Origin of the sequence: Bradyrhizobium sp. PRIMUS42 (assembly GCF_023006515.1) — a bacterium.
In the GTDB taxonomy this organism is placed as follows: Bacteria; Pseudomonadota; Alphaproteobacteria; order Rhizobiales; family Xanthobacteraceae; genus Bradyrhizobium.
This window is the reverse complement of the sequence record NZ_JALBGZ010000014.1, coordinates 1-22,521: the sequence shown is the minus strand read 5'-3', so window position 1 is coordinate 22,521 and position 22,521 is coordinate 1. Positions and strand designations below refer to the sequence as shown.

Here is a 22,521-nt window from a genome sequence, read left to right as displayed (position 1 = left end):
GTCGGGCAGCGATAGCGGTCGGCGTCTATTTTCTCGCCAGATGCTCCGTGGCGAGCGCAGCAATCCTTGTGACGTAGTCCTGGACCTCGGCGGCGTCGCCGCCATCGGGGGCCCAGTCGGGAAATGCGGTGCGGGAGGGATCGAACGGGCCGGCGGTGGTTTCGTGGAAGACCAGCCACTCCGACGTGATCAGGATCGAGTGGAAGACCTGTTCGGGCATGCGGTAGTAGCAGCGCTTGCCTTGGCCATAGGGCGCCATCTCGAGCACCTCGCGAATGCGGCCGTCATCCTCGAAGATCACGACCTGCGCGGTGCCTTCGATGACGTGAAACGATTCAGGTTTGCCAAAATGCTTGTGGGGCCGCACATAGGCCTCGCGATGATGCACGATCAGCATTTCGTGCAGGCCGGACGAGGGATCGGGGTGCGTGCACAGCCGGCTGCGCAGACGCGGGTTGCCGGCGGCGATGCGTTTCAGCTCCGCGATCGTGGCGTCATCGGCCGTGACGATGGCATCGTCCGAATAATAGACTTCGGGATTTTGCGCGCGCAGCGATGTCGGCCGGCGCGGGCTCGTCGCCTCATTCGAAGAAGATGAACCCATGGTCGCCCCGATACCCGCATTTGTCGTAGATCCACGCCCAGGTTTCCGGGCCGTGGAAGCTCAGGCAGGTGAGCTGCCAGTAGAGGAGGTTCGCCTTCTCGCGCTCGTTGCGGAAGGATTCGACCATCAGATATTTCGACGCGCCGCGCCCGACGCGCTCGATCTCAGGCACGGCGCGGAAGACGTCCTCGAGCGGAAGGTTGTGCAGCACGCCGAGCGACACCACGAGATCGAAGCTGTGATCGGGGTAGGGGAGCTCAACGGCGCTGCCGACCTTCAATTGCGGCCGCACCTCCTCCTTGGCGTTGGCGATGCCGTAGTCGGAAATGTCGATGCCGGCGACCGTGAGGTCGGGGACGAGCTGGGTGAACTCGTAGAGCAAATAGCCCTTGCCGCAGCCGACGTCGAGCACGCTCATGCCGGGCTTGATGCCGTAGCGATCGATCAGGGTCTGGGCGAGCGGGCGCCAGCGTCCGTCATAGCGATAGCCGCCGTAGCCGTAGCGCCGATCGCCGTCCCAATAGTCGCGACCCCATTGCCGCGCCACAGTGGCGGATTCCGCCTTGTCGTGCTCGACCACGCGTTGAACGTAGTTCCGCCTGGTCGATGCGTGCATCGGTTGGAGCAGGTTGATTTCGCTCATGGGGCCCAACCGGTCCGCGGCATCGTCACAGGATGGTCGCGTATTTATTGACCAGCAGGATGTCCTCGACGACCTGGATGTCCTTCGGCGACGACAGCGTGATTTCCTCGACAGCCGCGTGCAGGTCGCAGCCCTCGCGCAGCACGCGGTCGTAGATCTCCCGTCGCCGTGCCTCGTCGGGCGGCAGCATGAAGATGCTGTAAAGGATCATGCCGTTCAGGCGGGGCAGCTCGTCCAGGATGTCCTCGAGCACCATGTAGCTGCCGGGCATGATGTGCTCGACGGCGCTGAGCAGAAATTGCAGGTTCTTGCGCCGCGCGTAGTCGCGGATCACGATGTTCTGGACGTGCTGCGGGGTGCGGCTGCCGTTCAGCGGCCGGGCGCCGATATAGCCGCGATGGCCGGCTCGCTCAGCCATGGAAGCCTCCCGGCAGCTTGTATTGCATGCCGACCCGCGTCGCCGGACGCAGCAGGATCGGCTCGAAGAACTCGCCGAAGCGCTTGTCCGCGTAGGGCGACATGATGCTCTTGAATCGGCAGTTCATGCTCCAGCGCGTGCCGGGCTCCTCGTTGACGCGATTGCCGTGCATCAGGGTCTGGTTGAACAGCATCACGTGACCGTAGGGAATCTCGATGAAAGTCGCGTGCGGCTTGATGGTCTTGTACAGCTCCTCGGCGCTGCGCAGGTTTGCCATCCGGTCCTGCATGTCGCCGTTCAGGGACGGCGGCAGCAGGTACATGGCCTTGGTGTGATGGACGTCCACCAGCGGAACCCACACCACGACCTCGAACGGCGAGTCGCCCGACCAGACGTCGGAATGGGTGGCGAGCAGCGAGGAATCATCGCCGGGCATCTGGATGCTGAGATTGACGCGGCGCTGCATGCACAGCTCGTTGCCGACGATGGTCTCGATCGTCGAGCGCGCCAGGCGGAAATAGGTCGGCCGGAACCAGGGCTCGGCGTTGAGGCCGTTGAAGACGTGCAGCCGCAGGCCGTTGAGATCGTCCACGCTCACGCGGGTGTGGATGCTGTCGAGCATCGCGTAGGGATCGTTGCTGTGCGGCAGCTTCAGATAGTCCGCCGCGAGCTCGGCGGCGCGGCGCTGGATCCGGTCGAGCCCGGCGCGGTCGTCGGCCGGCGTGGTGACGAAGCCGTCGTCGATGAAGCGCTGCGCCAGCGCCTGCTCATCGGCCTGAAGGAAGTCCGTATCCGTCATGCAAAATACTCCCGGGCGGTCGCGCAGATATAGCTGATATCGGCGGCCGAGAGGAACTGGTTGATCGGGAGCGTGAGGATTTGATCCGCCTGCCGCTCAGTCACGGGAAACGCACCGCGGCCATGGCCCAGATGCGCCGCCGACGGTTGCAGGTGGATCGGTACCGGATAGTGGATCGCGGTCTCGATACCCTTGTCGGCAAGATATTTCTGGAAGTCGTTGCGACGGTCGGTCTGCACCACAAAGGTATGGAAGGTGTTGAACTCGATGTTGCGGCAGGGCGGAATGAACAGAGGGAGTCCTGCGAGCTCGGCGCGGTATTGCGCGGCGCTGCGTCGCCGGCGTTCGATCACGGAGGGAAGGTGGCGCAGGCGGATCCGCAGCACTTCCGCCTGGAGCGTGTCGAGCCGAGACACGATGCCCCATTCCTGGACGTCGCTGCGATTGATCAGCCCGTGATTGCGCAGCCGGCGGATTCGTGCGGCGAGCTCGGCGTCGGCGGTGACGAGGAAGCCGGCATCGCCCGCGGCATTGAGATTCTTCAGGGGATGGGCGGAGAAACAGCCGAACGTTCCGATCGTGCCGCTCATCCGGCCGTCATAGGTCGAGCCGACCGCCTGGGCGCTGTCCTCGATCACCGCAAGCGCATGCTTGTCCGCGATCGCCATCAACGGGGTCATGTCGGCCATGCGCCCGGTCAGATGCACGGGCATGATCGCCCTGGTGCGCGGCGTGACGGCGGCCTCGACCGCGGCCGGATCGATGTTCTGGTCCGGCAGGACGTCCGCAAACACCGGCGTGGCGCCGACCGCGATGATCGCGGCGGTCGATGCCACGAACGAATTGGGCGGGGTGATCACCTCGTCGCCGGGACCGATGTTGAGCGCCCGCAAGGCGAGGATCAGCGCGTCGGTGCCGGAATTCAGGGTCACGACATGTGGCGAGCCGAGATAGGCGGACAATTCCTCCTCGAGCTTTCCGACCGCTGCGCCGCCGATGAAATCGCCGCGGGAAAATACGCCCTCGACCGCCTGCATGATCTCGGCGCGTTCTTCCTCGAATTGTGCGGGAAGATTGACGTAACCGATGCGCCGGCGGCCGGTGTCAGCGTCCATGGCAGAACTTCCTGACGGTCTCGATGACGCGGTCCTGCTGTGCGCGCGTCAGATGCTGGTCGACGGGGAAGCTGATGACTTCCTTCGCGTGGCGGTCGGTGACCGGGAAGGTGCCGGGGGCGTAACCGAGGTGCCTGAGGCCTTCCTGCTGATACAGCGGGATCGGATAGTGGATCTTGGCCTCGATGCCGTTGTCCAGGCAGTATTGGTAGAGCTCGTCGCGGCGCTCGGCGAACACCATGTAGAGATGGTAGACGTGCTTCACATTGGGCCGGCGCGGCGGGACGCGCAGGCCAGGCAGGCCGGCAAGGCCAGCGTCGTAATAGGCCGCATTCTCGATCCGGCGCCGCGTGATCTCGCTGGTCTGGCCGATCAGCCAGTTGCCGACCACGGCCTGCAGGGAGTCGAGCCGTGAATTGCAGCCGAGGATCGCGATCTCGTCGCGGTTCTTCATGCCGTGATTGCGGATCAGGCGAAGCTTCTCGTTCATGCCGTCGTCATTGGTGACGACGACGCCGGCATCGCCCCAGACGTTGAGGTTCTTGAGCGGATGCAGGGAGAAGCCGGCTGCGATGCCGTGGGTGCCGGAGCGCTTTCCGGCAAACTCGGACAGGATGCCCTGGCATGCGTCCTCGACGACGGGCAGGTTGTGGCGCTGGGCGATCGGCATCAGCTTGCCCATATCGGTGACCTCACCGGTCAACTGAACCGGCATGATCGCCTTGGTCTTCTCAGTGATGGCGGCCTCGACCTGGTCGACGTTCATGCAGAACGAATCGTCGCAGTCGACCAGCACAGGCGTCGCGCCGGTCTCCGCGATGGCGCCGACGGTGGCGATGAAAGTGTTGGCGGCGGTGATGACCTCATCGCCATGGCCGATGCCGAGCGCCTTGAGCGGCAGCTTGAGCGCATCGGTGCCGGATCCGACTCCGATGGCGTGACGCACGCCGATCAGCTCGGCAAAGCGCTTCTCGAATTCGGCAACCGGCTTGCCAAGGGTGAAGTCCCCGGTCGCCACCAGCCGGCCGATCTCGGCCAGGATGGGGGCGGGGTCGGAGAATTGCTCGAGCAGATAGGAATATCGAACGTCGTACATGTGACCCGTCAGGTGGAATGGAGTTGAGGAGAGGGGGTGTGCGAGGCGGCATGCGCGCGCTCGATCGAGGTCGCAATCGCGGCCGCGGAAAGTCCATGCTTCTTCAGCAGTGAGTCCTGCGAACCGTAATTGTGCATGAAGCGGTCCGGCAGCGACAGCCGAAGCATCGCCGGCAGGCCTGAAGCGAGCTTGTCGATCAACGCCTCCACAACGGCGCTGCCGAGGCCGCCGGAGGGCACGTGCTCCTCCAGCGTTGCCACGAGCTTGACGCCGCGAACCGACTGCAGCAGCGCTTCGGTGTCGAACGGCTTCACCGTATGCATGTGCAGGATGCCGGCGCGAATGCCTTGCGCGGCCAGCAGGTCGGCTGCGGCGATGGCGCGCTGAAGCATGATGCCGGTGGTCACCATGAGGACGTCGCCCGGCGGCCGCATCAGGATGGCCTTGCCGATCTCAAAACCGTGCTCGGCCTTCGAGACGATCGCATCGCCGCCCTTGCCCAGCCGGATGTAGATCGGTCCGGTCCAGTCGAGCGTCTTTTCCATCAGCCGCGCGGCCTCGTCGGCATCGCACGGGCAGACCACCGTCATGTTCGGCAGCGCCCGCATGATGGCGATGTCCTCGATCGCCTGGTGCGTGGGGCCGAGCGGTGCATAGACGAGGCCGCCGCCATTGGCGATCAGCCGCACCGGCAGATTGTGCAGGCAGAGATCGACGGCCACCTGCTCGTAGCAGCGGCGGGTGAGGAATGTCGCGATGGTATTGACGTAAGGCACGAAGCCTTCCATCGCCAGGCCGGCGGACATGCCGATGATGTGCGCTTCCGAAATGCCCTCGATCAGATGGCGCTTGGGAAACTCCTTGCTCATCGCACGCAGCGTGCCGGCGCCGGGATCGGAGCCGATGTAGAGCACTCGCTCGTCGCGCGCGGCGAGCTTGTGGACCATGTTCATGGCGGTGTTGCGCATGGGGAGCCGATCAAAAATCGCCGACGGCGACGCGGATGGCGTCGAGCTCGCTGTCGGTCAGCTTGTTCTTGTGATGCCAATCGGCGTTGGATTCTGCAGCCGGCAGACCCTTGCCCTTGACGGTATGGCAGATGATGGCAGTCGGTTTCCCGGCAACGGCCGGGACCTGCTTCAGCACGGTGCGCAGGGTGCCGACGTCGTGGCCGTTGAGCTCCTGCACGGCAAAGCCGAAGCTGCGCCATTTGTCCGCGAGCGGCTCCAGCGGCAGGACGTAGTCGGTCGGCCCGTAGCTCTGGAGCTTGTTGTAGTCGATCATCGCGACCAGATTATCGAGCCCGTGCTTGGCCGCGCCCATGGCGGCCTCCCACACCGATCCCTCGTTGATCTCGCCGTCGCCGAGCAGGACGAAGGTCCGGTAGCTGCGCTCGCGCATGCGGGCGGCGAGCGCAAGACCGACGCCGATCGACAGACCATGCCCGAGCGCGCCGGTCGACGCCTCGACCCCCGGCACCATGCCGTATTCGGGATGTCCGCCCAAAATGCTGTCCGGACCGCAGAAGCCGTCCAGCTCCGACAGCGGGAAGAAGCCGCGATCGGCGAGTAGCGCGTAGAGCGCCAGACAACCGTGTCCCTTGCTGAGGATCGCGCGGTCGCGATCGGGATCGCGCGGATTTTTCGGATCGATCCGCAGCACATCGTCGTAGAGCACGCGCACCATCTCGATCAGCGACAGGGCGGGTCCGACATGTCCGCGTCCCGCAGAACGGACAGAACCGAGGACCAGGCGGCGCAAATAAAGACTGCGCTCGTCCAGCGTGCAGGTGAGGGCGGCTTCAGCGTGGGGTGAGATCTGGATCACGTTGGCAAATCGTTTGATGGAGCCGGCGGGCTTTGTCGAGCTGGCCGGCAAGGCGGACCGTCAGATCGCCACCTTGCGCAGCCAGGGCGCGCCGGGAGCGGCTTTCCGGCAAATAAGCATTCAGGACAATCAGGCACCAAATCGCCCCGAACACAGGATACAGTACGTCTCGGCGGATCGCAAACGCGTCATCCCCAGCCTCGAAGGCGCGCGAGAGCCGTTCGATCAACCGGTTCGCGCTGGCCTCCGGCAGATCGCTGCCGGGATGAATCGCGGTGTCGGACACGAGCTTGACCGGATCGTCCCAGCCGAAATATTCAAAGTCGATGAAGCGCAGCCTGCCATCTTCGGTGCGCAGCGCGTTGTGCAATCCGAAATCCGACGGGCTCAATGCGCGATGGGCCGGTGCCAGGTCCGCTGCGGGATCCCGGCCCAGTTCCGCGTAGCGGCGACGGAGCCGCTGAATGGCGGCGGCAGTGCTGGGAACCAGGTTGCCATCGATGAACGCGCGCAGGTCCGGATGATCAACCGAGGCCCGTCTTAGTCCGTCCAGACGCTGCTCGTATTGGGCGACGGCTTCCTCGGGCGAAAAGATGCTGGCTGAGGCGTTCCGCAAAGTCTGCGCACCCTCGGCCTCGCGCAGCTTCTGCAATTCGATCAGGAAGTCGGCCAGCTGGTCGGCATCGCCGTCCTGGGGGCGCAGCACCGCCGCTTCGCCGTCGAACCATTGATACAACGCGCAGAACGTATCCGCGTCCTTCGCGACCGGGCGCGGTGTCGAGATGATGCCGTGGCGCGACAGAAACGACAGCGCGTCATATTCCTGTCCCAGGCGATCGCGCCCGTCGGACGGATATTGCTTGAGGGCGAGGGGCGGACCCTCCGCCATCTCCAGCCGAAACACCCTGTTGTTGCCGCCGGACCGCGCCGGTTGAGCGCCCGCGACCCTTGCCCCGGAGAGGCGGCTGCCGATCGAGATCGCATCCTGCGCGCTCAGGTCCGGCTCGCTCATTGCGCGAACACTCCGCGGCTTATATCCGCCCAGGTCGCGATCGGCTCGCAATGCTCGGGATGGGGAGGCCGCGACTGCGTGAACAGGATCGATCGCGTCGCCTTCGGAAAATGCGGCTGCTCGAAGACATCGACGAGATCGTCAATGAAGATATCGAGCTCAAGGCTCGCGAGCCGCTCCACCTTGGCCGCCAGCGTGTCCTCGAAATAGACATTGCCCGACGCCAACGCCGCATCGGCGACGTCGATGAGGCCCGCGCCCTTCAGCCAGCCGCGCGCGGCCTCGCGCAGATCGACGTGCTCCGGGTCCTGGTGACCAAACTGGGTCTTGTGGCTGACGATGTAGACGCTCGCGCCGGCCTTGCGGCAGCTTGCGAGAAACTCGCGGACACCGGGATAGATCTCGGCGCCGCCGATGCCCTTGCCGTAGACAAAGCCCTGCAGCCCCTGCCAGGCAAGCTCACCGCCGGCGCGGGACCGCAACAGATCCCGCAACTCGGTCTTCAGCCCGACCCAGCCCTCCGGCACCAGCCCACGCTGGCGCGCGGCGGCGGCAAAGACCTTGTCGTAGCAGATGATCGTGTTGTCGAAATCGATGCCGATCCGCACGCCGCTCACTTCAGGCTGATGTTCTGCATCATCTTGATGTTGAAGTACCGGGGATCGTTCAGCGAGTTCGGCAGGCGGCCGGCCTTGAAGGCGTCCACGAGTCCGGACACGGCCTGCTCGATCGTGTGCGTCGGCGCAAATCCGAGCTCGCGGCGGATCTTCTCCGAGGAGACGTGGTAGGAGCGCAGATCGTCGGTCGGCTCGACGGCCACGTCGACGTTGTTTCCGACCACCGATTTGACGATGTCGGCGATCTTCATCAGCGAGTGGTTTTCGTAGCCGATATTGTAGGTCTTGCCGTCGATCTTCGCGTCATCCTGCTGAAGCAGGAACAGATAGGCCGCCGACATGTCCTCGATGTGCAGATTGGGCCGCTTCTGCGTTCCGCCGAACACGCGGATGCGGCCGGTGTTGACCGCGAGGTTGGTCAGGATGTTGACGACGACGTCGAGCCGCTGCCGCGGCGCGTAGCCGCAGACGGTGGCCGGACGAACCGTGCAGGTGACGAAGCCGGACGCGGCCTCTTCGGCGAGGTCGGTCTCGCACATCGCCTTGAACTTGGAGTAGTCCGTGAGCGGCTCGCAGGACAGTTCCTCGGTCACCTCGGCCTCGTCCTTGATGCCGTAGACGCTCGACGAGGAGGCATAGATGAAGCGCTTGATGCCGGCCTTCTTCGCGGCGCGCACCATCGGACGGAAGCAGTCGTAATTGATGGACTTGCCGAGCCCCGGATCCAGCTCGAACGAGGGGTCGTTGGAGATGCAGGCGAGGTGGATCACCGCGTTGTTGCCGCGCAGGGCCTCGTTGATCGCGGCCTCATCGCGGATGTCGCCCTTGATCAGGCGCAGGTTCGGATTGTCGCGAACGGCGTTGAAGACGTCGTCACCGTACATGAAGAGGTCGAGCACAGTGACCTTGTGGCCGGCCGCCAGCAACCGGGGAACCAGTACGCTGCCGACATAGCCGGCACCACCGGTGACCATCACGTTCCATTTCTGATCAATCACTGTCGTTCTCCAAATTTCTCGTTAGCGTCACTTCAACAAGGCGGTGACGAATTTGACCAGCGGCGCCTTTTCGACCGAGCTGCGGTGACCGACGATGCCGACCTTGATCGCGCCTGCCGCGTTACCGATGAAGGCGACGTCCTCGATATTGCCGCCGGCCGCCACCAGCGGCGCCGTAATCGTCAGGAAGGCATCGCCGGCGCCGACCGTGTCCACCACGGTCTTGGTGAAAGCAGGCACGCGCGCGACGCCGGTCTTCGACGAGAAGGGGTAGCAGCCGAAGGAGCCGTGCGTGATGATCATGTTGTCGCAATCGATCTTGCCGTGCAGGCCGTCCTCGATCACCGACGCGATGTCGTTGAATTTGTCGGTCGCGGCCAGGCGCGCTTCCGGCGCGTCGATGCAGACGTAGTCGGCCCGCGGATACTTCGTGATCAGATTGTAGCCGTGGTTGCCGCTGTTGCTCTGGGCGTTGACCGCCAGGAATTTGGAATTCGCGATCAACGTGTCGATCGTGCTGGATGCGATCATGCCGTGACCGAAATCGGTGACGATGACCACGTCCGCGCCGCGCACGCGTTCCGCGGTGACCCTGTCGATCTCCTTGCGCGCGGTCTCGTCCAGTGGCGTGTCGTCCATGGTGTAGACTTCGAACAGCTTGTGCAGATAGCCCAGCTCGACGTACCGCAATTTGCGCGTCGTCGGGCGGCCCTGAATGCGGATCGGCGTGAGCGTGACATTCGGGCGGACATGCGCGCGAATGAATTCTTCGGGGTAGTCGTTGCCACCCAGCGTCGTGACGATCTCCACCGACTTGCAGAAGCTCGCCACGTGATTGGCCGCGGCAATGACGCCGCCGGCAAATTGCTCGCCATTCTTGAACAGCGTAGCGACGATGTTCTCCTTTGAAGCCTTCCCGAGCGCCGTGACGTACTGGTATTCGTCGATGATGGTATCGCCGACCAGCACGACGTGCATGTCCTGGATCTTGTCGATCAGCTTCAGCAGGCGTTCGGCGCCGCCGCCTTCGCGCACCTTCTGGAGGTAGTCGCGCAGGGGCGGATCGTAGATGTCGAAGTAGCGGTTCAGCAGCGACGACGAGCTGAAGGTCACGTCGCGCGTGAAGACGACTCGCCCGCCGTGACGTTCGACGGCCTCGCGCTCGGTGGCGATCTTGCCGGTGACGTCATCCTCGGGGTTTTCGTAATCCGAGCCCTTCACGTAGATGTCGGGGCGCACGGTATCGAGGACCGGCTCGGCGCTGGACGTCCGGTTGATGCCGACCCAGTCGACCGTGCCGAGCGCGGCCAGCATCTCGGCGCGCATGTTCTCCGGAAAGATCGGCCGCCCCGGGCCCTTGTTGACGAAATGGTCGGCGGTGATTGTCACGATGACCACGTCGGCCTCGTTGCGCGCCGCCAGGATGTGCCGGACGTGGCCGAGATGCACCAGATCGAACACGCCGTGGCACAACGCGACGGTCTGGCCCTTTGCCTGCGCGGCGCGTGCAACCGCGCCGAGGTCCTCGATCGTCTTGATCTTCTCGTGCGGTGCCGGATGGCCGTTCGGCTTGTCTGTCGGAGCATTACCCATGTGAATTACCCAAAGCGCCGGCAGGTCTCAGATGGCCGGCCCGAAATTGATCGACTCGCAGCAACGATATCCCGCGAACCTGTTCAAGAGCTTGCCTTCTGCGGCGAGCCATTGTCGTCACCGAGATATTTGAACCAGTCCTTGGTGGCGTCGGCAATCTTGTCGACCGTCCAGAGGGGCGCGTCCTTGTACTGATCCATCGATTTCAGCATCGTCGCAACGCCGTCCTCGAATTTCACCTTCGGCGTCCAGTTCAGGACCCGTTTGATCTTGGTGATGTCGGCGTAGGTGCAGTCGGGTTCGCCCGGACGCTTGGGGATGTGCACCTTGTCGCCGCCGAGAAGCTCGACCAGCCGGTTGACGCTGTAGGTGTTGTCCGAGCCAACGTTGAATATCTCGTGCGAAATATCGGAGCGCGCGGCGGTCACGAAGGCGTCGGCGACGTCGCTGACGAAGGTGAAGTCGCGCGTCTGCTCGCCGTCGCCGACCACCGTGAAGGGCTTGCCGGCAAGCTTCTGCGCCATGAACACGCCGAATACGGCACCGTAGGTGCCCGTGGTGCGATGGCGCGGCCCATACACGTTGAACAGGCGGAGCGCGACCGCGGGCAGCTTATAGACCTGGCACCAGTGCATGACGCACTGCTCGCCGAGATTCTTGGTAAGGGCGTAGGGATACATCGGCCGGATCTCGGCGCTCTCGGGCGTCGGATAGACGTCGGGAATGCCGTAGCAGGATGACGATGCGGCGTAGACGAAGCGCTTGGCGCCCGCATGCCGTGCCGCCTCGAGAACGTTGACCGTGCCGTCGACATTGGCGCGATGATACGGGATCGGGGACTCGATCGAGGGAACGATGTCGGCCAGCGCCGCGAGGTGGAAGACCCAGTCGATCCCCTGGAAATACGGCTTGATCGATTCCAGGTCGGTGACATCCGCCCGCACGACCTTCAACTGGCTCGAATTGGCCCGCGAAGCCAGATTTTCGGGGCGGCCGATCACAAAATTATCGAGCGCGATGACCTCATGGCCATCATCGAGGAGGCGATCGACGAGGTGACTTCCGATGAAACCTGCGCCACCGGTGACAATGCATTTCATGGGGAACATCCGTGACGCGAATGCCCAGCGAAACAGGCCCGCCAATGTTAAGGGAAACTCGAAAGCCGACTATCAGCCGCTCGCCAACTTTGCAAGCATTATACCTTTGCAATCCCTAGTAATAGCCGGTATCAGGGCGTCATGTTGCAGCCGAGCCGCCAGCCCATGCCTGTCGAGTCCGTCGATCCCGATCACAAGGCTTTCCTCGACGATTATGTGGGGCGCCTCCATCGCGCGACGGCGATTGACGATGGCGTTTTTGCCGGGATCTCCGCCACCCGCACCATCTGGTTGCGCACGCGCGAGCAGGGCGGCCGCGTCATCTTCATCGGTAATGGCGGCTCGGCCGGCATCGCCTCGCATCTGGCGATTGATCTTGCGAAGAACGCATCGGTGCCTGCGCTCTGCTTCAGCGACGCGAGCATGATGTCGTGCCTTGCCAACGACTACGGGTTCGAGGATTGGATCGCGCACGCCGTGCGGTTGAACGCACGTGCCGGCGACTGCCTCGTCGCGATCAGCTCGTCGGGACGCTCGAAGAACATCCTCAATGCGGTTGCGCAGGCGCGGACGATGAAGCTCGACGTGATCGGGCTGTCGGGCATGAATGTGGACAATCCGCTGCGCAATCTCGGCGACGTCAATTTCTGGGTCGACAGCCGCAGCTACAACATTGTCGAGACCACGCACCAGTTCTGGATGATGGCCGCGATCGACCTCGTCATCGGTCGCGCGGAATATCCGGCATCCTGAGGCGGGCATCCGATGCAGTCGCGGTTCAAACAGGCGGCCCTGTTTTCGGTAAAGCTGCTGCTGTCGATCGCCGTGCTGGTCTACATCGCGCGCGGTCTCGACCTGCAACGGTTGCGCAGCCATCTCGTCTCGGTCGATCCTTTCCTGTTCGTCCTCGCACTGGCGCTGATCTTCTTCCAGACCTTCGTGCTCAACGGCCGGTGGGAGCTGATCATGCGCGCGCTCGGCGTGTCGCTGGACTGGCTCGCGGGCTGGCGGATCCTCATGATCAGCCTCTGGTTCAATCAGGTGTTGCCGTCGTCGGTCGGCGGGGACGCGGTGCGGATGTGGCTGCTGCGCCAGCGTGGCGTGCAGTGGCCGGAGGCGGTCAAGGGCGTTGCGGCCGACCGTTTCACGGCATTGATCGGGCTGATCGTGCTGATGGTGGCCGGATTGCCGTTGCTGCTATCGCGCGTGTCCAATCAGGCCGCGATCCTGGCCATCGGCGGGCTGACGCTGGCAGGCGTCGCCGGCACCGTGGTGCTGTTGACGCTCGACCGTCTGCCCAGGCGCCTCATTGCGCATCCGGCGATCGCAAGCTTCGTCCGGTTCGGAACGCTTGTCAGGTTTCTTCTCCTGCAGTCCGAGCGCCGCGCTCTGCTGTTCGGATCGGCGCTCCTCATCCATCTCGTGACCGCGGCGGCCTGCTACGCCTTGGCGCGCGGTGTCGGAGCGCAGCTCTCGGTGCTGGACGCCGTCGTCCTGATTCCGCCGGTGGTGCTGTTGACGGCCGTCCCGATCTCGATCAGCGGCTGGGGCGTTCGTGAGGGAGCGATGGTCGCCTGCCTCGGTCTGGCGGGCGTGCCTTCCGAGGAAGCGCTGTCGGTGTCGCTCCTGCTGGGCGCCATCAGCGTGATCATCGGGCTCGTCGGCGGCGCGATCTGGCTGGCAAGCCCGGAGCGCGGCTCGTATTCCGCGGACAAGGCTGCCAAGGCGGCGGAGGAAGGCCCCAGCTACGACGGGCTGGGCAAGGAAGTCTCGAGCCACCCATGACCCTTTTCAGCTCGTTGCTGCAGGTCTGGTTTTCACAGGGTGGGATTGCCTCACCCGCCCGCGCATCTCATTTTTCGGTTCCACGATGAAAAATCTGTTCTACGTCCGCCATACCTGCCGCCTCTGTCATTCGGACAAGCAAGAGCTGGTCGTCCCGATGGCAGGCATGCCCATCGGCACGCCGAACTTCCAGGTCCCGGACGCCAGCGTCGACGATCCCGTGTTCCGGGCCGCGGTGCCGATGGCGCTGCATCTGTGCCGGGATTGCGGTCATCTGCAGATCCTCCATGTCGGCAATCCGGAGATCCAGTACCGCAACTACGTCTACACCACCTCGCTCTCGCTCGGCCTGCGCGAGCATTTTGCTGGCTATGCCAACGACGTCGTCAGCCGCTTTGGTATTACGCCGGGCTCGCTGGTCGTCGAGCTCGGCAGCAACGACGGATCGTTGCTCGGGTTCTTCAAAGAGCGCGGTATGCGGGTGCTGGGCGTCGATCCCGCCGTCGACATCGCGCGGCGCGCGACGGAGGCGGGGATCGAGACCATCGGCGATTTCTTCACCGATGCCATCGGTCACCGCATCCTGCAGAGCCACGGTGCGGCGAGCGTCGTGATCGCCAACAACATGATCGCCAATGTCGACAATCTCGACCCACTGGTGATCGGGGTTCGCGACGTGCTGGCGCCGGACGGGTTGTTCGTCTTCGAAACGCAATACGGCGTCGACGTCACCGAGAAGAACCTGCTCGACACCGTCTATCACGAGCATCTGTCGTATTTTAACATCAAGCCGCTGATCCGTTTCTTTGCCCGGCTCGGCATGGAGCTGATCGACGTCCAGCACATCTGGACCAAGGGTGGCTCGATCCGCGTGACCGTGCAGCGTGCCGGCGGCGCCAAGAAACCGTCGGCCGAGGTCGCGCGCTTCGTTGCCGAGGAGGAACGGCTCGGCGTCGATCAGCCGGCCTATTATGCACCCTACGTGAAGCGGATCGCCGCCATCCGCGACGAGTTGGTCGCGATGGCTGATGCCGCCCATGCGCGCGGGCAGCTCGTTGCCGGCTACGGCGTCTCGGTCGGCACCACGACCCTGCTGCCGCAGTTCGGCCTGGAGAACAAGATCGACTTCCTGGTGGACGACGACCCCAAGAAGGGGAACGTGATGGCCGGCCCGGGTTATGACATCCCGATCCTGCCGCCCGCCGCCCTTTACGAGCGCAAGCCGGCATTCGTCGTCGTTTTCGCCTGGCGCTATGTCGACCCGATCCGGGCCAAGCACGCCCGCTATTTCGCCGAAGGCGGAAAGTTCGTGGTGCCGCTGCCGGGCACTTCGATGGTCGACCGGGCGGACTGACCGCGCGAGGCGCCGAAGAGGCGAGCGCTCCATTGGAGCGTTCTGAAGGAACCGGCCGGAAGCTGCGGTCAGGCCTTGCGAGGGTGGGCAGATAAGTTCTTGATTCGCCTGGGCTCTGCTCTGACGCCCGGGAAGGGCGGCTCGTCGAGGCGAGTCCCCTATATCTTGACCTTTGGTCCTATCCGCAGTAGATACCCCGCACTCGCAGCCGGCCCGTTAGACGCGGATCTCCGGCGCGGCTTTGAAATCCCCGAACAATCGAGCCCGGTTTCCGGCTCATCCTTCGAGACAGAGGGCTGGGCCAACGGCGGCTGTTCGGATCCCTGAAATTCATTCGCGTCTGTCGACGGACGTTGGACATCAAAACGATGGCAGTCAGCCCGTTCAAGTTCTTGCAGGAAGTACGCTCGGAGACGGCCAAGGTCACCTGGCCAACCCGCCGCGAGACCACGATCACCACCATCATGGTGTTCGTCATGGTCGCCGTGGCCTCGATCTTCTTCTTCGCCGCCGACCAGATCATCCGGGTCCTCATCACCTTCCTTCTGGGCATTCACTGATGGCAACAGCAACCGCTCAACTGTCTGACAAGCGCTGGTACATCGTCCACGCCTATTCGAACTTCGAGAAGAAGGTCGCCGAATCGATCCGCGAGCAGGCCAAGCAGCGCGGGCTCGAGGAGCTGTTCGAGCTGGTGCTGGTTCCGACCGAGAAGGTCACGGAAGTGCGCCGCGGCCGCAAGATCGACGCCGAACGCAAGTTCTTCCCGGGCTACGTGCTGGTGAAGATGAAGCTGACCGACGAGGCGTTTCATCTGATCAAGAACACGCCGAAGGTCACCGGCTTCCTCGGCGCCGAAAACAAGCCGATGCCGATCTCGGAGGCCGAAGCCATGCGTATCCTGCACCAGGTGCAGGAGGGCGTGGAACGGCCGAAGGCGTCGGTGTCGTTCGAGATTGGCGAGAACGTGCGCGTGGCCGATGGCCCGTTCGCCTCGTTCTCGGGTGTCGTCGAGGAAATCGACGAGGCGCGCTCGCGCGTGAAGGTCGCGGTGTCGATCTTCGGCCGGGCCACGCCGGTCGAACTGGAATTCGGTCAGGTCGAGAAGGTCTGACCGTTTGTCTCCCTCTCCCCGCAAGAGCGGGGCGAGGGAGAAGAGAGGCCGTGGGAGGACGAGGGCGGTTGCCAGCCGCCTGTTGATCCCGACCACGAACCTGAAACCGCCGGCGACATGCCGGCACAACAGGAGTGATACATGGCAAAGAAAGTGACCGGATACCTGAAGCTTCAGGTCCCGGCCGGTGCGGCGAATCCTTCGCCCCCGATCGGTCCCGCGCTCGGTCAGCGCGGTCTCAACATCATGGAGTTCTGCAAGGCGTTCAACGCGCAGACCCAGAAGGAAGAGAAGAACACCCCGATTCCCGTCGTGATCACGATCTACGCCGATCGTTCGTTCACGTTCGAGATGAAGACGCCTCCGATGTCGTTCTTCCTCAAGCAGGCCGCCAAGATCCAGTCCGGCTCGAAGGCGCCGGGCCGCGACAAGGCCGGCAAGGTGACCAAGGCGCAGGTGCGCGAGATCGCCGAGAAGAAGATGAAGGATCTGAATTGCGACTCGATCGAATCGGCCATGAAGATGGTCGAGGGCTCTGCCCGTTCGATGGGTCTGGAAGTGGCGGGGTAAGCGGTCATGGCAATCGGAAAGCGTTTGAACAAAGCCCGCGAAGGTGTTGACCGCGAAAAGCTTTATCCGCTCGCGGACGCCATCAAGATGGTCAAGGAACGCGCGAAGGCGAAGTTCGACGAGACCATCGAGGTCGCGATCAATCTCGGCGTCGATCCGCGTCACGCCGACCAGATGGTCCGTGGTGTCGTGACCCTGCCGAACGGCACCGGCCGTACGCTCCGCGTCGGCGTGTTCGCCCGTGGCGCCAAGGCTGATGAGGCCAAGGCTGCGGGTGCCGACGTCGTCGGCGCCGAAGACCTGGTCGAGAAGGTGCAGAACGGCTCGATCGATTTCGACCGCTGCATCGCCACCCCCGACATGATGCCGCTGGTCGGCCGTCTCGGTAAGGTGCTCGGCCCGCGCGGCCTGATGCCGAACCCGAAGATCGGCACCGTCACCATGGACGTCACCGGTGCGGTGAAGGGTGCCAAGGGCGGCTCGGTCGAGTTCCGTGTCGAGAAGGCCGGCATTCTGCAGGCCGGTGTCGGCAAGGCCTCGTTCTCCGAGGAGAAGCTGGTCGAGAACATCAAGGCTCTGGCCGATGCTGTCTCCAAGGCCAAGCCCGCCGGTTCCAAGGGCACCTACATCCAGCGCGTTGCGGTGTCCTCGACGATGGGCCCGGGCGTGAAGGTCGAGCCGGGCACCATCCTCGGCTAAGTCTGGAAATTGCATGACGCGAGGGGCGGAATTGGGCAACCGATTCCGCCCCTCGTCGTTTGTGAGGGCTTTCACCGGAAACAAGAACAATGGCTGACAAGGTCCTGATCTATTCGCGCTTTCCCAAGTCGATGATGGCGCGGTTCGCCGAACGGTTCGAATTGCTCGACACGGGCGGCAAGCCCGCGCCAGAGGTGTTTTCGGCCGACGAACTCGGCGACGTCCGTGCGATGCTGACGGCGGGCGGCTCGCCGCTCGGTGCGGAGGGGATGGACCTGTTTCCAAAGCTCGGCGCCATCGTTTGCTACGGCACCGGCTATGACGGTGTCGACCTGAAGGCGGCAGCCAGCCGCAATATCGCGGTCGCCCACAGTCCCGGCGCCAATGCGGCCTCGGTCGCCGATATCGCGATGACCCTGATGCTGGCGACGACGCGTCGGATCCTGGTGGCTGACCAATATGTCCGCAGCGGCGACTGGGCCGCCTCGAAGCAATCGCCGATGATGCGCCCGCAAGCCGGCATGCCCGGCCGCCGCATCGGCGTCTACGGCATGGGCGAGATCGGCCGCAAGATCGCGGCGCGCTGCGCCGCTTTCGAGAGCGAGGTCGGCTATTTCAGCCGCAGCAAATACGATCTGCCCTATCAATACTTCCCAACGCTGGAGGCACTGGCCGACTGGTGCAGCGTGCTGATGATTGCGGTCCGGGCAGGGGCCGAGACCCAGCATGTCGTCAATGCCGGCATCCTGAGGCGACTGGGCGTAGACGGCTACGTCGTCAACATCTCCCGCGGCTCGGTGATCGACGAGAATGCCCTGGTCGCGGCCCTCACAGACAAGACCATCGCTGGCGCCGGCCTCGACGTCTACGAGAAGGAACCGCACGCGCCCGATGCGCTGACGGCGCTTCCCAGCGTGGTGTTCGCCCCGCATATCGGCGGCCACACCCTCGAATCGCACGTTGCCATGCAGAACTGTGTGCTGGCGAACCTGACCGCGTTCTTCGCGGGCCGGCCGCTGCCCCATGCGGTCAAATCGGCCTGAATCGGTCCTTATCGGCCCGGGTCAAGCGCCCGCGGCAACAGATTGGAACTGGTGTGAATTTTGCTCTTGGCAAGCACGCCCGGAGCGGTTAAAGAACCGCCTCCGGACGTGCCGGCCTCGGCTGGCGCGTTCGTGCACGCATTCCAAAACCCGACACGACAGGAGATCATTCCTTTTCAGGACGTCCGAGAGGATTTGCCCGAAAAGGAAGGAAAACCCGTCAGTTGGTGGAATGTGGGCAGAGGTCGGGCGGTTCGCCGGCTGACCTTGTCCTGTCCAAGACTGCAGGCGCCCGCGGGGAATTTCGATTTCTCAACGGCTTAATCGCATGGCCTGCATAGACGGGTGAAGACCGGATTTCACTTCGCATCCAGCTTTAAGGGCTGGCTTTGCGAAACGGGTCTGGTTCGGACCTCGACACGCCGTGGGCCCTAGGGCTCCCGGAGGGCAGGCTTTGAATCGTCGTTTTGCCCGGCGTGTCCTCAGGGTTTTGCCCCGAGGTTCAGGTTTGGGTGGGACGATGGGTGCAACCCGGCGGTCCCGCTTCTCGCGATGACCGCCAACCGGAAAGAGCTTGCTGTGGAACGAGCGGCAAAAAAGGAAGCGGTCGAACAGCTCAATGGGGTCTTCAAGACCACGAGCGTCGCGGTCGTTGCCCAATATTCCGGCCTGACCGTTGCCCAGATGCAGAAGCTGCGTACGCAGATGAAGCAGGCTGGCGCCTCGGTGAAGGTCTCGAAGAACCGTCTCGCCAAAATTGCTCTTGAAGGCACTGACGTCGTTGCCATCGGTCCCATGCTTAAGGGGCCGACCGTGATCGCCACTTCGAACGATCCGGTAGCGGCGCCGAAGGTCGCCATCGAATTCGCCAAGGCGAACGAAAAGTTCGTCATCATCGGCGGCTCGATGGGGAAGACCGTCCTGAATGTCGACGGCGTGAAGGCGCTTGCCTCGCTGCCGTCGCTTGACGAACTGCGCGCAAAGATCGTCGGCCTGCTTGTGGCCCCGGCGACCAAGATCGCTCAGCTCGCCAACGCGCCCGCGGGCAAGCTCGCGCGCGTCATCCAGGCTCATGCCTCAAAGGGCGAAGCGGCCTGACGCCCTTCGCAAAACTCAAACCCGAACCAGACATATACGTAAGGAAACTGAACAATGGCTGACCTGCAGAAGATCGTTGACGACCTCTCGAGCCTCACCGTGCTCGAAGCTGCCGAACTCGCGAAGCTCCTCGAAGAGAAGTGGGGCGTTTCGGCTGCCGCGGCTGTCGCCGTGGCCGGCCCGGCTGGTGGTGGCGCTGCTGCCGCTCCGGCTGAAGAGAAGACCGAGTTCACGGTCGTTCTCGCCGCCGCCGGCGACAAGAAGATCGAAGTCATCAAGGAAGTCCGCGCCATCACCGGCCTGGGCCTGAAGGAAGCAAAGGACCTCGTCGAGGGCGCGCCGAAGCCTGTCAAGGAAGGCGTGAACAAGGACGAAGCCGAGAAGATCAAGGTCCAGCTCGAGAAGGCTGGCGCGAAGGTCGAGCTCAAGTAAGCGCAAGCTTGCTGGTACGAGGTCCCGGGTGCGCATCAAGCGGCGCCCGGGATCTTGGCTCCCCTCAAGAGGGTGGGCCAGATGCAAAAGGCGTGCGACGGAACGTCCCGACGCGAGCCGAACACGAAAAAGTGTAGGGATTAGAGGGTTTACCCCTCGAATCTGCACTATTGTCGCCCCATATCGGTTCGACAGCACGAAAGCGCGGTGGGCAGGGGTGATTTCCCTGTAAGCCGTTGGGAGAGCAAGCTATTTCGGGCTTTTGCAGTCCGTGAAGACGATCGTTGTGACGGGCGGGCGTGCCTATGCGCCCCGCGCGTCGTTTTGCGTTTTGAAGGTCTGAAGAACAGATTCAGGACATGACGGCCTGAAACTGGATTTTCGGTTCCTCAAGACGGGTTCGAAAAATTCAACCCGGGGAGCGGCGGCAGCTGCGTCCTGGACGGCGCGCCCAGTGCGGGCGACGAAATGAGAGGCCACGATGGCGCAGCAGACATTCACCGGTCGCAAACGCGTTCGCAAGTTTTTCGGACACATCAAGGAAGTCGCCGAGATGCCGAACCTCATCGAGGTTCAGAAGGCGTCCTATGACCAGTTCCTGATGGTCGACGAACCCCAGGGTGGCCGTCTCGACGAGGGTCTGCAGGCGGTGTTCCGCTCGGTGTTCCCGATCTCCGACTTCTCGGGCACCTCGATGCTGGAATTCGTCCGCTACGAGTTCGAGCAGCCGAAATATGACGTCGACGAGTGCCGCCAGCGCGGCATGACCTTCGCGGCCCCCCTGAAGGTGACGCTGCGCCTCATCGTGTTCGATATCGACGAGGAAACCGGTGCGAAGTCGGTCAAGGACATCAAGGAGCAGGACGTCTACATGGGCGATATCCCGCTCATGACGATGAACGGCACCTTCATCGTCAACGGCACCGAGCGCGTCATCGTCTCGCAGATGCACCGGTCGCCCGGCGTGTTCTTCGATCACGACAAGGGCAAGACCCATTCCTCGGGCAAGCTGCTGTTCGCCGCCCGCGTCATCCCGTATCGCGGCTCCTGGCTCGATATCGAGTTCGACGCCAAGGACATCGTCTATGCGCGTATCGACCGTCGCCGCAAAATTCCGGTGACCTCGCTGATGTTCGCCCTCGGCCTCGACGGCGAGGCGATCCTCAGCACCTTCTACAAGAAGATCCTCTACAAGCGGACCAAGGAAGGCTGGCGCGTTCCGTTCGACGCCAACCGTTTCCGCGGCTACTCGACCGTCAACGATCTGATCGACGCCGATACCGGCAAGGTCGTGCTCGAGGCCGGCAAGAAGCTCACCGTCCGTGCCGCCCGCCAGCTCCAGGAGAAGGGGCTGAAGGCGCTGCGCTTGTCCGATGAGGAGCTGGTCGGCAATTACGTCGCCGAGGACCTCGTCAATCCGAAGACCGGCGAGATCCACGCTGAAGCCGGCGAGGAGATCACCGACAAGCTGATGAAGGGGCTCAACGAGCACGGCTACAAGGAACTGCCGCTGCTCGACATCGACCACGTCAATGTCGGCCCCTACATCCGCAACACGCTGTCGGCGGACAAGAACATGACGCGCGAGGATGCGCTGTTCGACATCTACCGCGTGATGCGTCCGGGCGAGCCGCCGACGCTGGATTCGGCGCAAGCCATGTTCCAGTCGTTGTTCTTCGACGCCGAACGCTACGACCTCTCCGCGGTCGGCCGCGTCAAGATGAACATGCGCCTCGACCTCGATGCGCCCGACACCCAGCGCACGCTGCGCAAGGAAGACATCCTCTCCGTCATCAAGACGCTGGTGGATTTGCGCGACGGCAAGGGCGAGATCGACGACATCGACCATCTCGGCAACCGCCGTGTGCGCTCGGTCGGCGAGCTCATGGAGAACCAGTACCGCATCGGCCTCCTGCGCATGGAGCGCGCGATCAAGGAGCGCATGTCCTCGGTCGACATCGACACGGTCATGCCGCAGGACCTGATCAACGCGAAGCCGGCGGCTGCCGCCGTGCGCGAGTTCTTCGGCTCCTCGCAGCTCTCGCAGTTCATGGACCAGACCAACCCGCTGTCGGAGATCACCCACAAGCGCCGCCTGTCGGCACTTGGACCGGGCGGTCTGACCCGCGAGCGCGCCGGCTTCGAGGTGCGCGACGTGCATCCGACGCATTACGGCCGCATCTGCCCGATCGAGACGCCGGAAGGTCCGAACATCGGCCTGATCAACTCGCTCGCGACCTTCGCGCGCGTGAACAAGTACGGCTTCGTCGAGACGCCGTACCGCAAGGTCAAGGACGGCCGCGTCACCGACGAGGTCGTGTATCTCTCGGCGATGGAAGAGGGCCGCTACACGGTCGCGCAGGCCAACGTGCCGCTCGACCCGAAGGGCCGCTTCACCGAAGACCTCGTGGTCTGCCGTCACGCCGGCGAAGTTTTGCCGGTGACGCCTGACAAGGTCGACTACATGGACGTGTCGCCGAAGCAGCTCGTTTCGGTCGCCGCGGCGCTGATCCCGTTCCTCGAGAACGACGACGCCAACCGCGCGCTGATGGGCTCGAACATGCAGCGCCAGGCGGTGCCGCTGGTTCGCGCCGAGGCGCCGTT

Annotated in this window: 24 protein-coding genes; 11 read left to right on the top strand and 13 right to left on the bottom strand. The window is 63.7% G+C overall.

Annotated features, from left to right (window positions below):
• Positions 1-25: 25 nt before the first annotated feature.
• From MOV75_RS03285 to MOV75_RS03225, 13 genes are all read right to left on the bottom strand, one after another.
• On the bottom strand, positions 26-604 hold the full coding sequence (locus MOV75_RS03285) for a WbuC family cupin fold metalloprotein (protein WP_246916969.1): 579 nt from the start codon (positions 602-604) through the stop codon (positions 26-28).
• Complete coding sequence (locus tag MOV75_RS03280; RefSeq protein WP_246916964.1) at positions 582-1,247, bottom strand: class I SAM-dependent methyltransferase; 666 nt, start codon at positions 1,245-1,247, stop codon at positions 582-584. The genes MOV75_RS03285 and MOV75_RS03280 overlap by 23 nt, the downstream gene beginning before the upstream one ends.
• Positions 1,248-1,272: 25 nt before the next feature.
• Positions 1,273-1,665 carry an LIC12192 family sporadic carbohydrate cluster protein gene (locus MOV75_RS03275; protein ID WP_246916959.1) on the bottom strand — a complete coding sequence of 131 codons (393 nt, stop codon included), beginning with the start codon at positions 1,663-1,665 and terminating at the stop codon, positions 1,273-1,275.
• Positions 1,658-2,464 (bottom strand): sporadic carbohydrate cluster 2OG-Fe(II) oxygenase, encoded by an 807-nt coding sequence (locus MOV75_RS03270; protein ID WP_246916955.1) that lies wholly within the window; start codon positions 2,462-2,464, stop codon positions 1,658-1,660. The genes MOV75_RS03275 and MOV75_RS03270 overlap by 8 nt, the downstream gene beginning before the upstream one ends.
• Positions 2,461-3,579, bottom strand: coding sequence for a DegT/DnrJ/EryC1/StrS aminotransferase family protein (locus MOV75_RS03265; RefSeq protein ID WP_246916952.1), 1,119 nt, complete (start codon positions 3,577-3,579; stop codon positions 2,461-2,463). Before MOV75_RS03265 ends, MOV75_RS03270 begins: the two co-directional genes overlap by 4 nt.
• Positions 3,569-4,675, bottom strand: coding sequence for a DegT/DnrJ/EryC1/StrS aminotransferase family protein (locus MOV75_RS03260; protein WP_246916949.1), 1,107 nt, complete (start codon positions 4,673-4,675; stop codon positions 3,569-3,571). The genes MOV75_RS03265 and MOV75_RS03260 overlap by 11 nt, the downstream gene beginning before the upstream one ends.
• 8 nt (positions 4,676-4,683) lie before the next feature.
• Positions 4,684-5,643, bottom strand: a complete 960-nt coding sequence (locus MOV75_RS03255) for a transketolase family protein (RefSeq protein WP_246916946.1) — start codon at positions 5,641-5,643, stop codon at positions 4,684-4,686.
• 10 nt (positions 5,644-5,653) lie between these two features.
• On the bottom strand, positions 5,654-6,502 hold the full coding sequence (locus tag MOV75_RS03250; protein ID WP_246916944.1) for a transketolase: 849 nt from the start codon (positions 6,500-6,502) through the stop codon (positions 5,654-5,656).
• On the bottom strand, positions 6,477-7,514 hold the full coding sequence (locus MOV75_RS03245) for an aminoglycoside phosphotransferase family protein (protein WP_246916940.1): 1,038 nt from the start codon (positions 7,512-7,514) through the stop codon (positions 6,477-6,479). The genes MOV75_RS03250 and MOV75_RS03245 overlap by 26 nt, the downstream gene beginning before the upstream one ends.
• Complete coding sequence (locus MOV75_RS03240) at positions 7,511-8,122, bottom strand: hypothetical protein (protein ID WP_246916937.1); 612 nt, start codon at positions 8,120-8,122, stop codon at positions 7,511-7,513. Before MOV75_RS03240 ends, MOV75_RS03245 begins: the two co-directional genes overlap by 4 nt.
• A 5-nt stretch (positions 8,123-8,127) precedes the next feature.
• Positions 8,128-9,129, bottom strand: a complete 1,002-nt coding sequence (locus tag MOV75_RS03235; protein WP_246916935.1) for an NAD(P)-dependent oxidoreductase — start codon at positions 9,127-9,129, stop codon at positions 8,128-8,130.
• A gap of 27 nt (positions 9,130-9,156) precedes the next feature.
• On the bottom strand, positions 9,157-10,722 hold the full coding sequence (locus tag MOV75_RS03230) for a PfkB family carbohydrate kinase (protein WP_247004859.1): 1,566 nt from the start codon (positions 10,720-10,722) through the stop codon (positions 9,157-9,159).
• A gap of 83 nt (positions 10,723-10,805) precedes the next feature.
• Positions 10,806-11,822 (bottom strand): SDR family oxidoreductase, encoded by a 1,017-nt coding sequence (locus MOV75_RS03225; RefSeq protein WP_246916930.1) that lies wholly within the window; start codon positions 11,820-11,822, stop codon positions 10,806-10,808.
• A 165-nt stretch (positions 11,823-11,987) separates the two neighbouring features.
• Here MOV75_RS03225 and MOV75_RS03220 point away from each other — a divergent pair, with 165 nt between their 5' ends.
• The 11 genes from MOV75_RS03220 to rpoB form a co-directional block, all read left to right on the top strand.
• Complete coding sequence (locus tag MOV75_RS03220; RefSeq protein ID WP_246916927.1) at positions 11,988-12,575, top strand: SIS domain-containing protein; 588 nt, start codon at positions 11,988-11,990, stop codon at positions 12,573-12,575.
• A gap of 12 nt (positions 12,576-12,587) precedes the next feature.
• Positions 12,588-13,607 (top strand): lysylphosphatidylglycerol synthase transmembrane domain-containing protein, encoded by a 1,020-nt coding sequence (locus tag MOV75_RS03215; RefSeq protein ID WP_246916925.1) that lies wholly within the window; start codon positions 12,588-12,590, stop codon positions 13,605-13,607.
• Positions 13,608-13,692: 85 nt separating this feature from the next.
• Positions 13,693-14,961, top strand: coding sequence for a class I SAM-dependent methyltransferase (locus MOV75_RS03210; RefSeq protein WP_246916922.1), 1,269 nt, complete (start codon positions 13,693-13,695; stop codon positions 14,959-14,961).
• A gap of 368 nt (positions 14,962-15,329) precedes the next feature.
• Positions 15,330-15,521, top strand: a complete 192-nt coding sequence (gene secE, locus MOV75_RS03205) for a preprotein translocase subunit SecE (protein ID WP_007602984.1) — start codon at positions 15,330-15,332, stop codon at positions 15,519-15,521.
• Positions 15,521-16,075: a transcription termination/antitermination protein NusG gene (gene nusG / locus MOV75_RS03200; protein WP_007602985.1), complete on the top strand. Its 555-nt coding sequence runs from the start codon at positions 15,521-15,523 to the stop codon at positions 16,073-16,075. Before secE ends, nusG begins: the two co-directional genes overlap by 1 nt.
• A 141-nt stretch (positions 16,076-16,216) precedes the next feature.
• Positions 16,217-16,645 carry a 50S ribosomal protein L11 gene (rplK, locus tag MOV75_RS03195; protein WP_006611824.1) on the top strand — a complete coding sequence of 143 codons (429 nt, stop codon included), beginning with the start codon at positions 16,217-16,219 and terminating at the stop codon, positions 16,643-16,645.
• A 6-nt stretch (positions 16,646-16,651) separates the two neighbouring features.
• On the top strand, positions 16,652-17,344 hold the full coding sequence (rplA, locus tag MOV75_RS03190; protein ID WP_014494487.1) for a 50S ribosomal protein L1: 693 nt from the start codon (positions 16,652-16,654) through the stop codon (positions 17,342-17,344).
• 89 nt (positions 17,345-17,433) lie between these two features.
• Positions 17,434-18,387 (top strand): 2-hydroxyacid dehydrogenase, encoded by a 954-nt coding sequence (locus MOV75_RS03185; protein WP_246916919.1) that lies wholly within the window; start codon positions 17,434-17,436, stop codon positions 18,385-18,387.
• 579 nt (positions 18,388-18,966) lie between these two features.
• A complete protein-coding gene (gene rplJ, locus MOV75_RS03180; RefSeq protein WP_246916917.1) occupies positions 18,967-19,485 on the top strand; it encodes a 50S ribosomal protein L10 in 519 nt (172 codons plus the stop codon).
• 54 nt (positions 19,486-19,539) lie between these two features.
• Positions 19,540-19,917 (top strand): 50S ribosomal protein L7/L12, encoded by a 378-nt coding sequence (rplL, locus tag MOV75_RS03175; RefSeq protein ID WP_028152883.1) that lies wholly within the window; start codon positions 19,540-19,542, stop codon positions 19,915-19,917.
• Positions 19,918-20,398: 481 nt separating this feature from the next.
• Positions 20,399-22,521: DNA-directed RNA polymerase subunit beta (rpoB, locus tag MOV75_RS03170; protein ID WP_247004856.1), on the top strand; the 2,123-nt coding region annotated here is incomplete at its 3' end.

Coding starts and splice junctions, on each gene's coding strand:
- MOV75_RS03285 (WP_246916969.1), bottom strand. CDS start 604: ATGGGTTCATCTTCTTCGAATGAGGCGACGAGCCCGCGCCGGCCGACA.
- MOV75_RS03280 (WP_246916964.1), bottom strand. CDS start 1,247: ATGAGCGAAATCAACCTGCTCCAACCGATGCACGCATCGACCAGGCGG.
- MOV75_RS03275 (WP_246916959.1), bottom strand. CDS start 1,665: ATGGCTGAGCGAGCCGGCCATCGCGGCTATATCGGCGCCCGGCCGCTG.
- MOV75_RS03270 (WP_246916955.1), bottom strand. CDS start 2,464: ATGACGGATACGGACTTCCTTCAGGCCGATGAGCAGGCGCTGGCGCAG.
- MOV75_RS03265 (WP_246916952.1), bottom strand. CDS start 3,579: ATGGACGCTGACACCGGCCGCCGGCGCATCGGTTACGTCAATCTTCCC.
- MOV75_RS03260 (WP_246916949.1), bottom strand. CDS start 4,675: ATGTACGACGTTCGATATTCCTATCTGCTCGAGCAATTCTCCGACCCC.
- MOV75_RS03255 (WP_246916946.1), bottom strand. CDS start 5,643: ATGCGCAACACCGCCATGAACATGGTCCACAAGCTCGCCGCGCGCGAC.
- MOV75_RS03245 (WP_246916940.1), bottom strand. CDS start 7,514: ATGAGCGAGCCGGACCTGAGCGCGCAGGATGCGATCTCGATCGGCAGC.
- MOV75_RS03230 (WP_247004859.1), bottom strand. CDS start 10,722: ATGGGTAATGCTCCGACAGACAAGCCGAACGGCCATCCGGCACCGCAC.
- MOV75_RS03225 (WP_246916930.1), bottom strand. CDS start 11,822: ATGAAATGCATTGTCACCGGTGGCGCAGGTTTCATCGGAAGTCACCTC.
- MOV75_RS03220 (WP_246916927.1), top strand. CDS start 11,988: ATGCCTGTCGAGTCCGTCGATCCCGATCACAAGGCTTTCCTCGACGAT.
- MOV75_RS03215 (WP_246916925.1), top strand. CDS start 12,588: ATGCAGTCGCGGTTCAAACAGGCGGCCCTGTTTTCGGTAAAGCTGCTG.
- MOV75_RS03210 (WP_246916922.1), top strand. CDS start 13,693: ATGAAAAATCTGTTCTACGTCCGCCATACCTGCCGCCTCTGTCATTCG.
- secE (WP_007602984.1), top strand. CDS start 15,330: ATGGCAGTCAGCCCGTTCAAGTTCTTGCAGGAAGTACGCTCGGAGACG.
- nusG (WP_007602985.1), top strand. CDS start 15,521: ATGGCAACAGCAACCGCTCAACTGTCTGACAAGCGCTGGTACATCGTC.
- rplK (WP_006611824.1), top strand. CDS start 16,217: ATGGCAAAGAAAGTGACCGGATACCTGAAGCTTCAGGTCCCGGCCGGT.
- rplA (WP_014494487.1), top strand. CDS start 16,652: ATGGCAATCGGAAAGCGTTTGAACAAAGCCCGCGAAGGTGTTGACCGC.
- MOV75_RS03185 (WP_246916919.1), top strand. CDS start 17,434: ATGGCTGACAAGGTCCTGATCTATTCGCGCTTTCCCAAGTCGATGATG.
- rplL (WP_028152883.1), top strand. CDS start 19,540: ATGGCTGACCTGCAGAAGATCGTTGACGACCTCTCGAGCCTCACCGTG.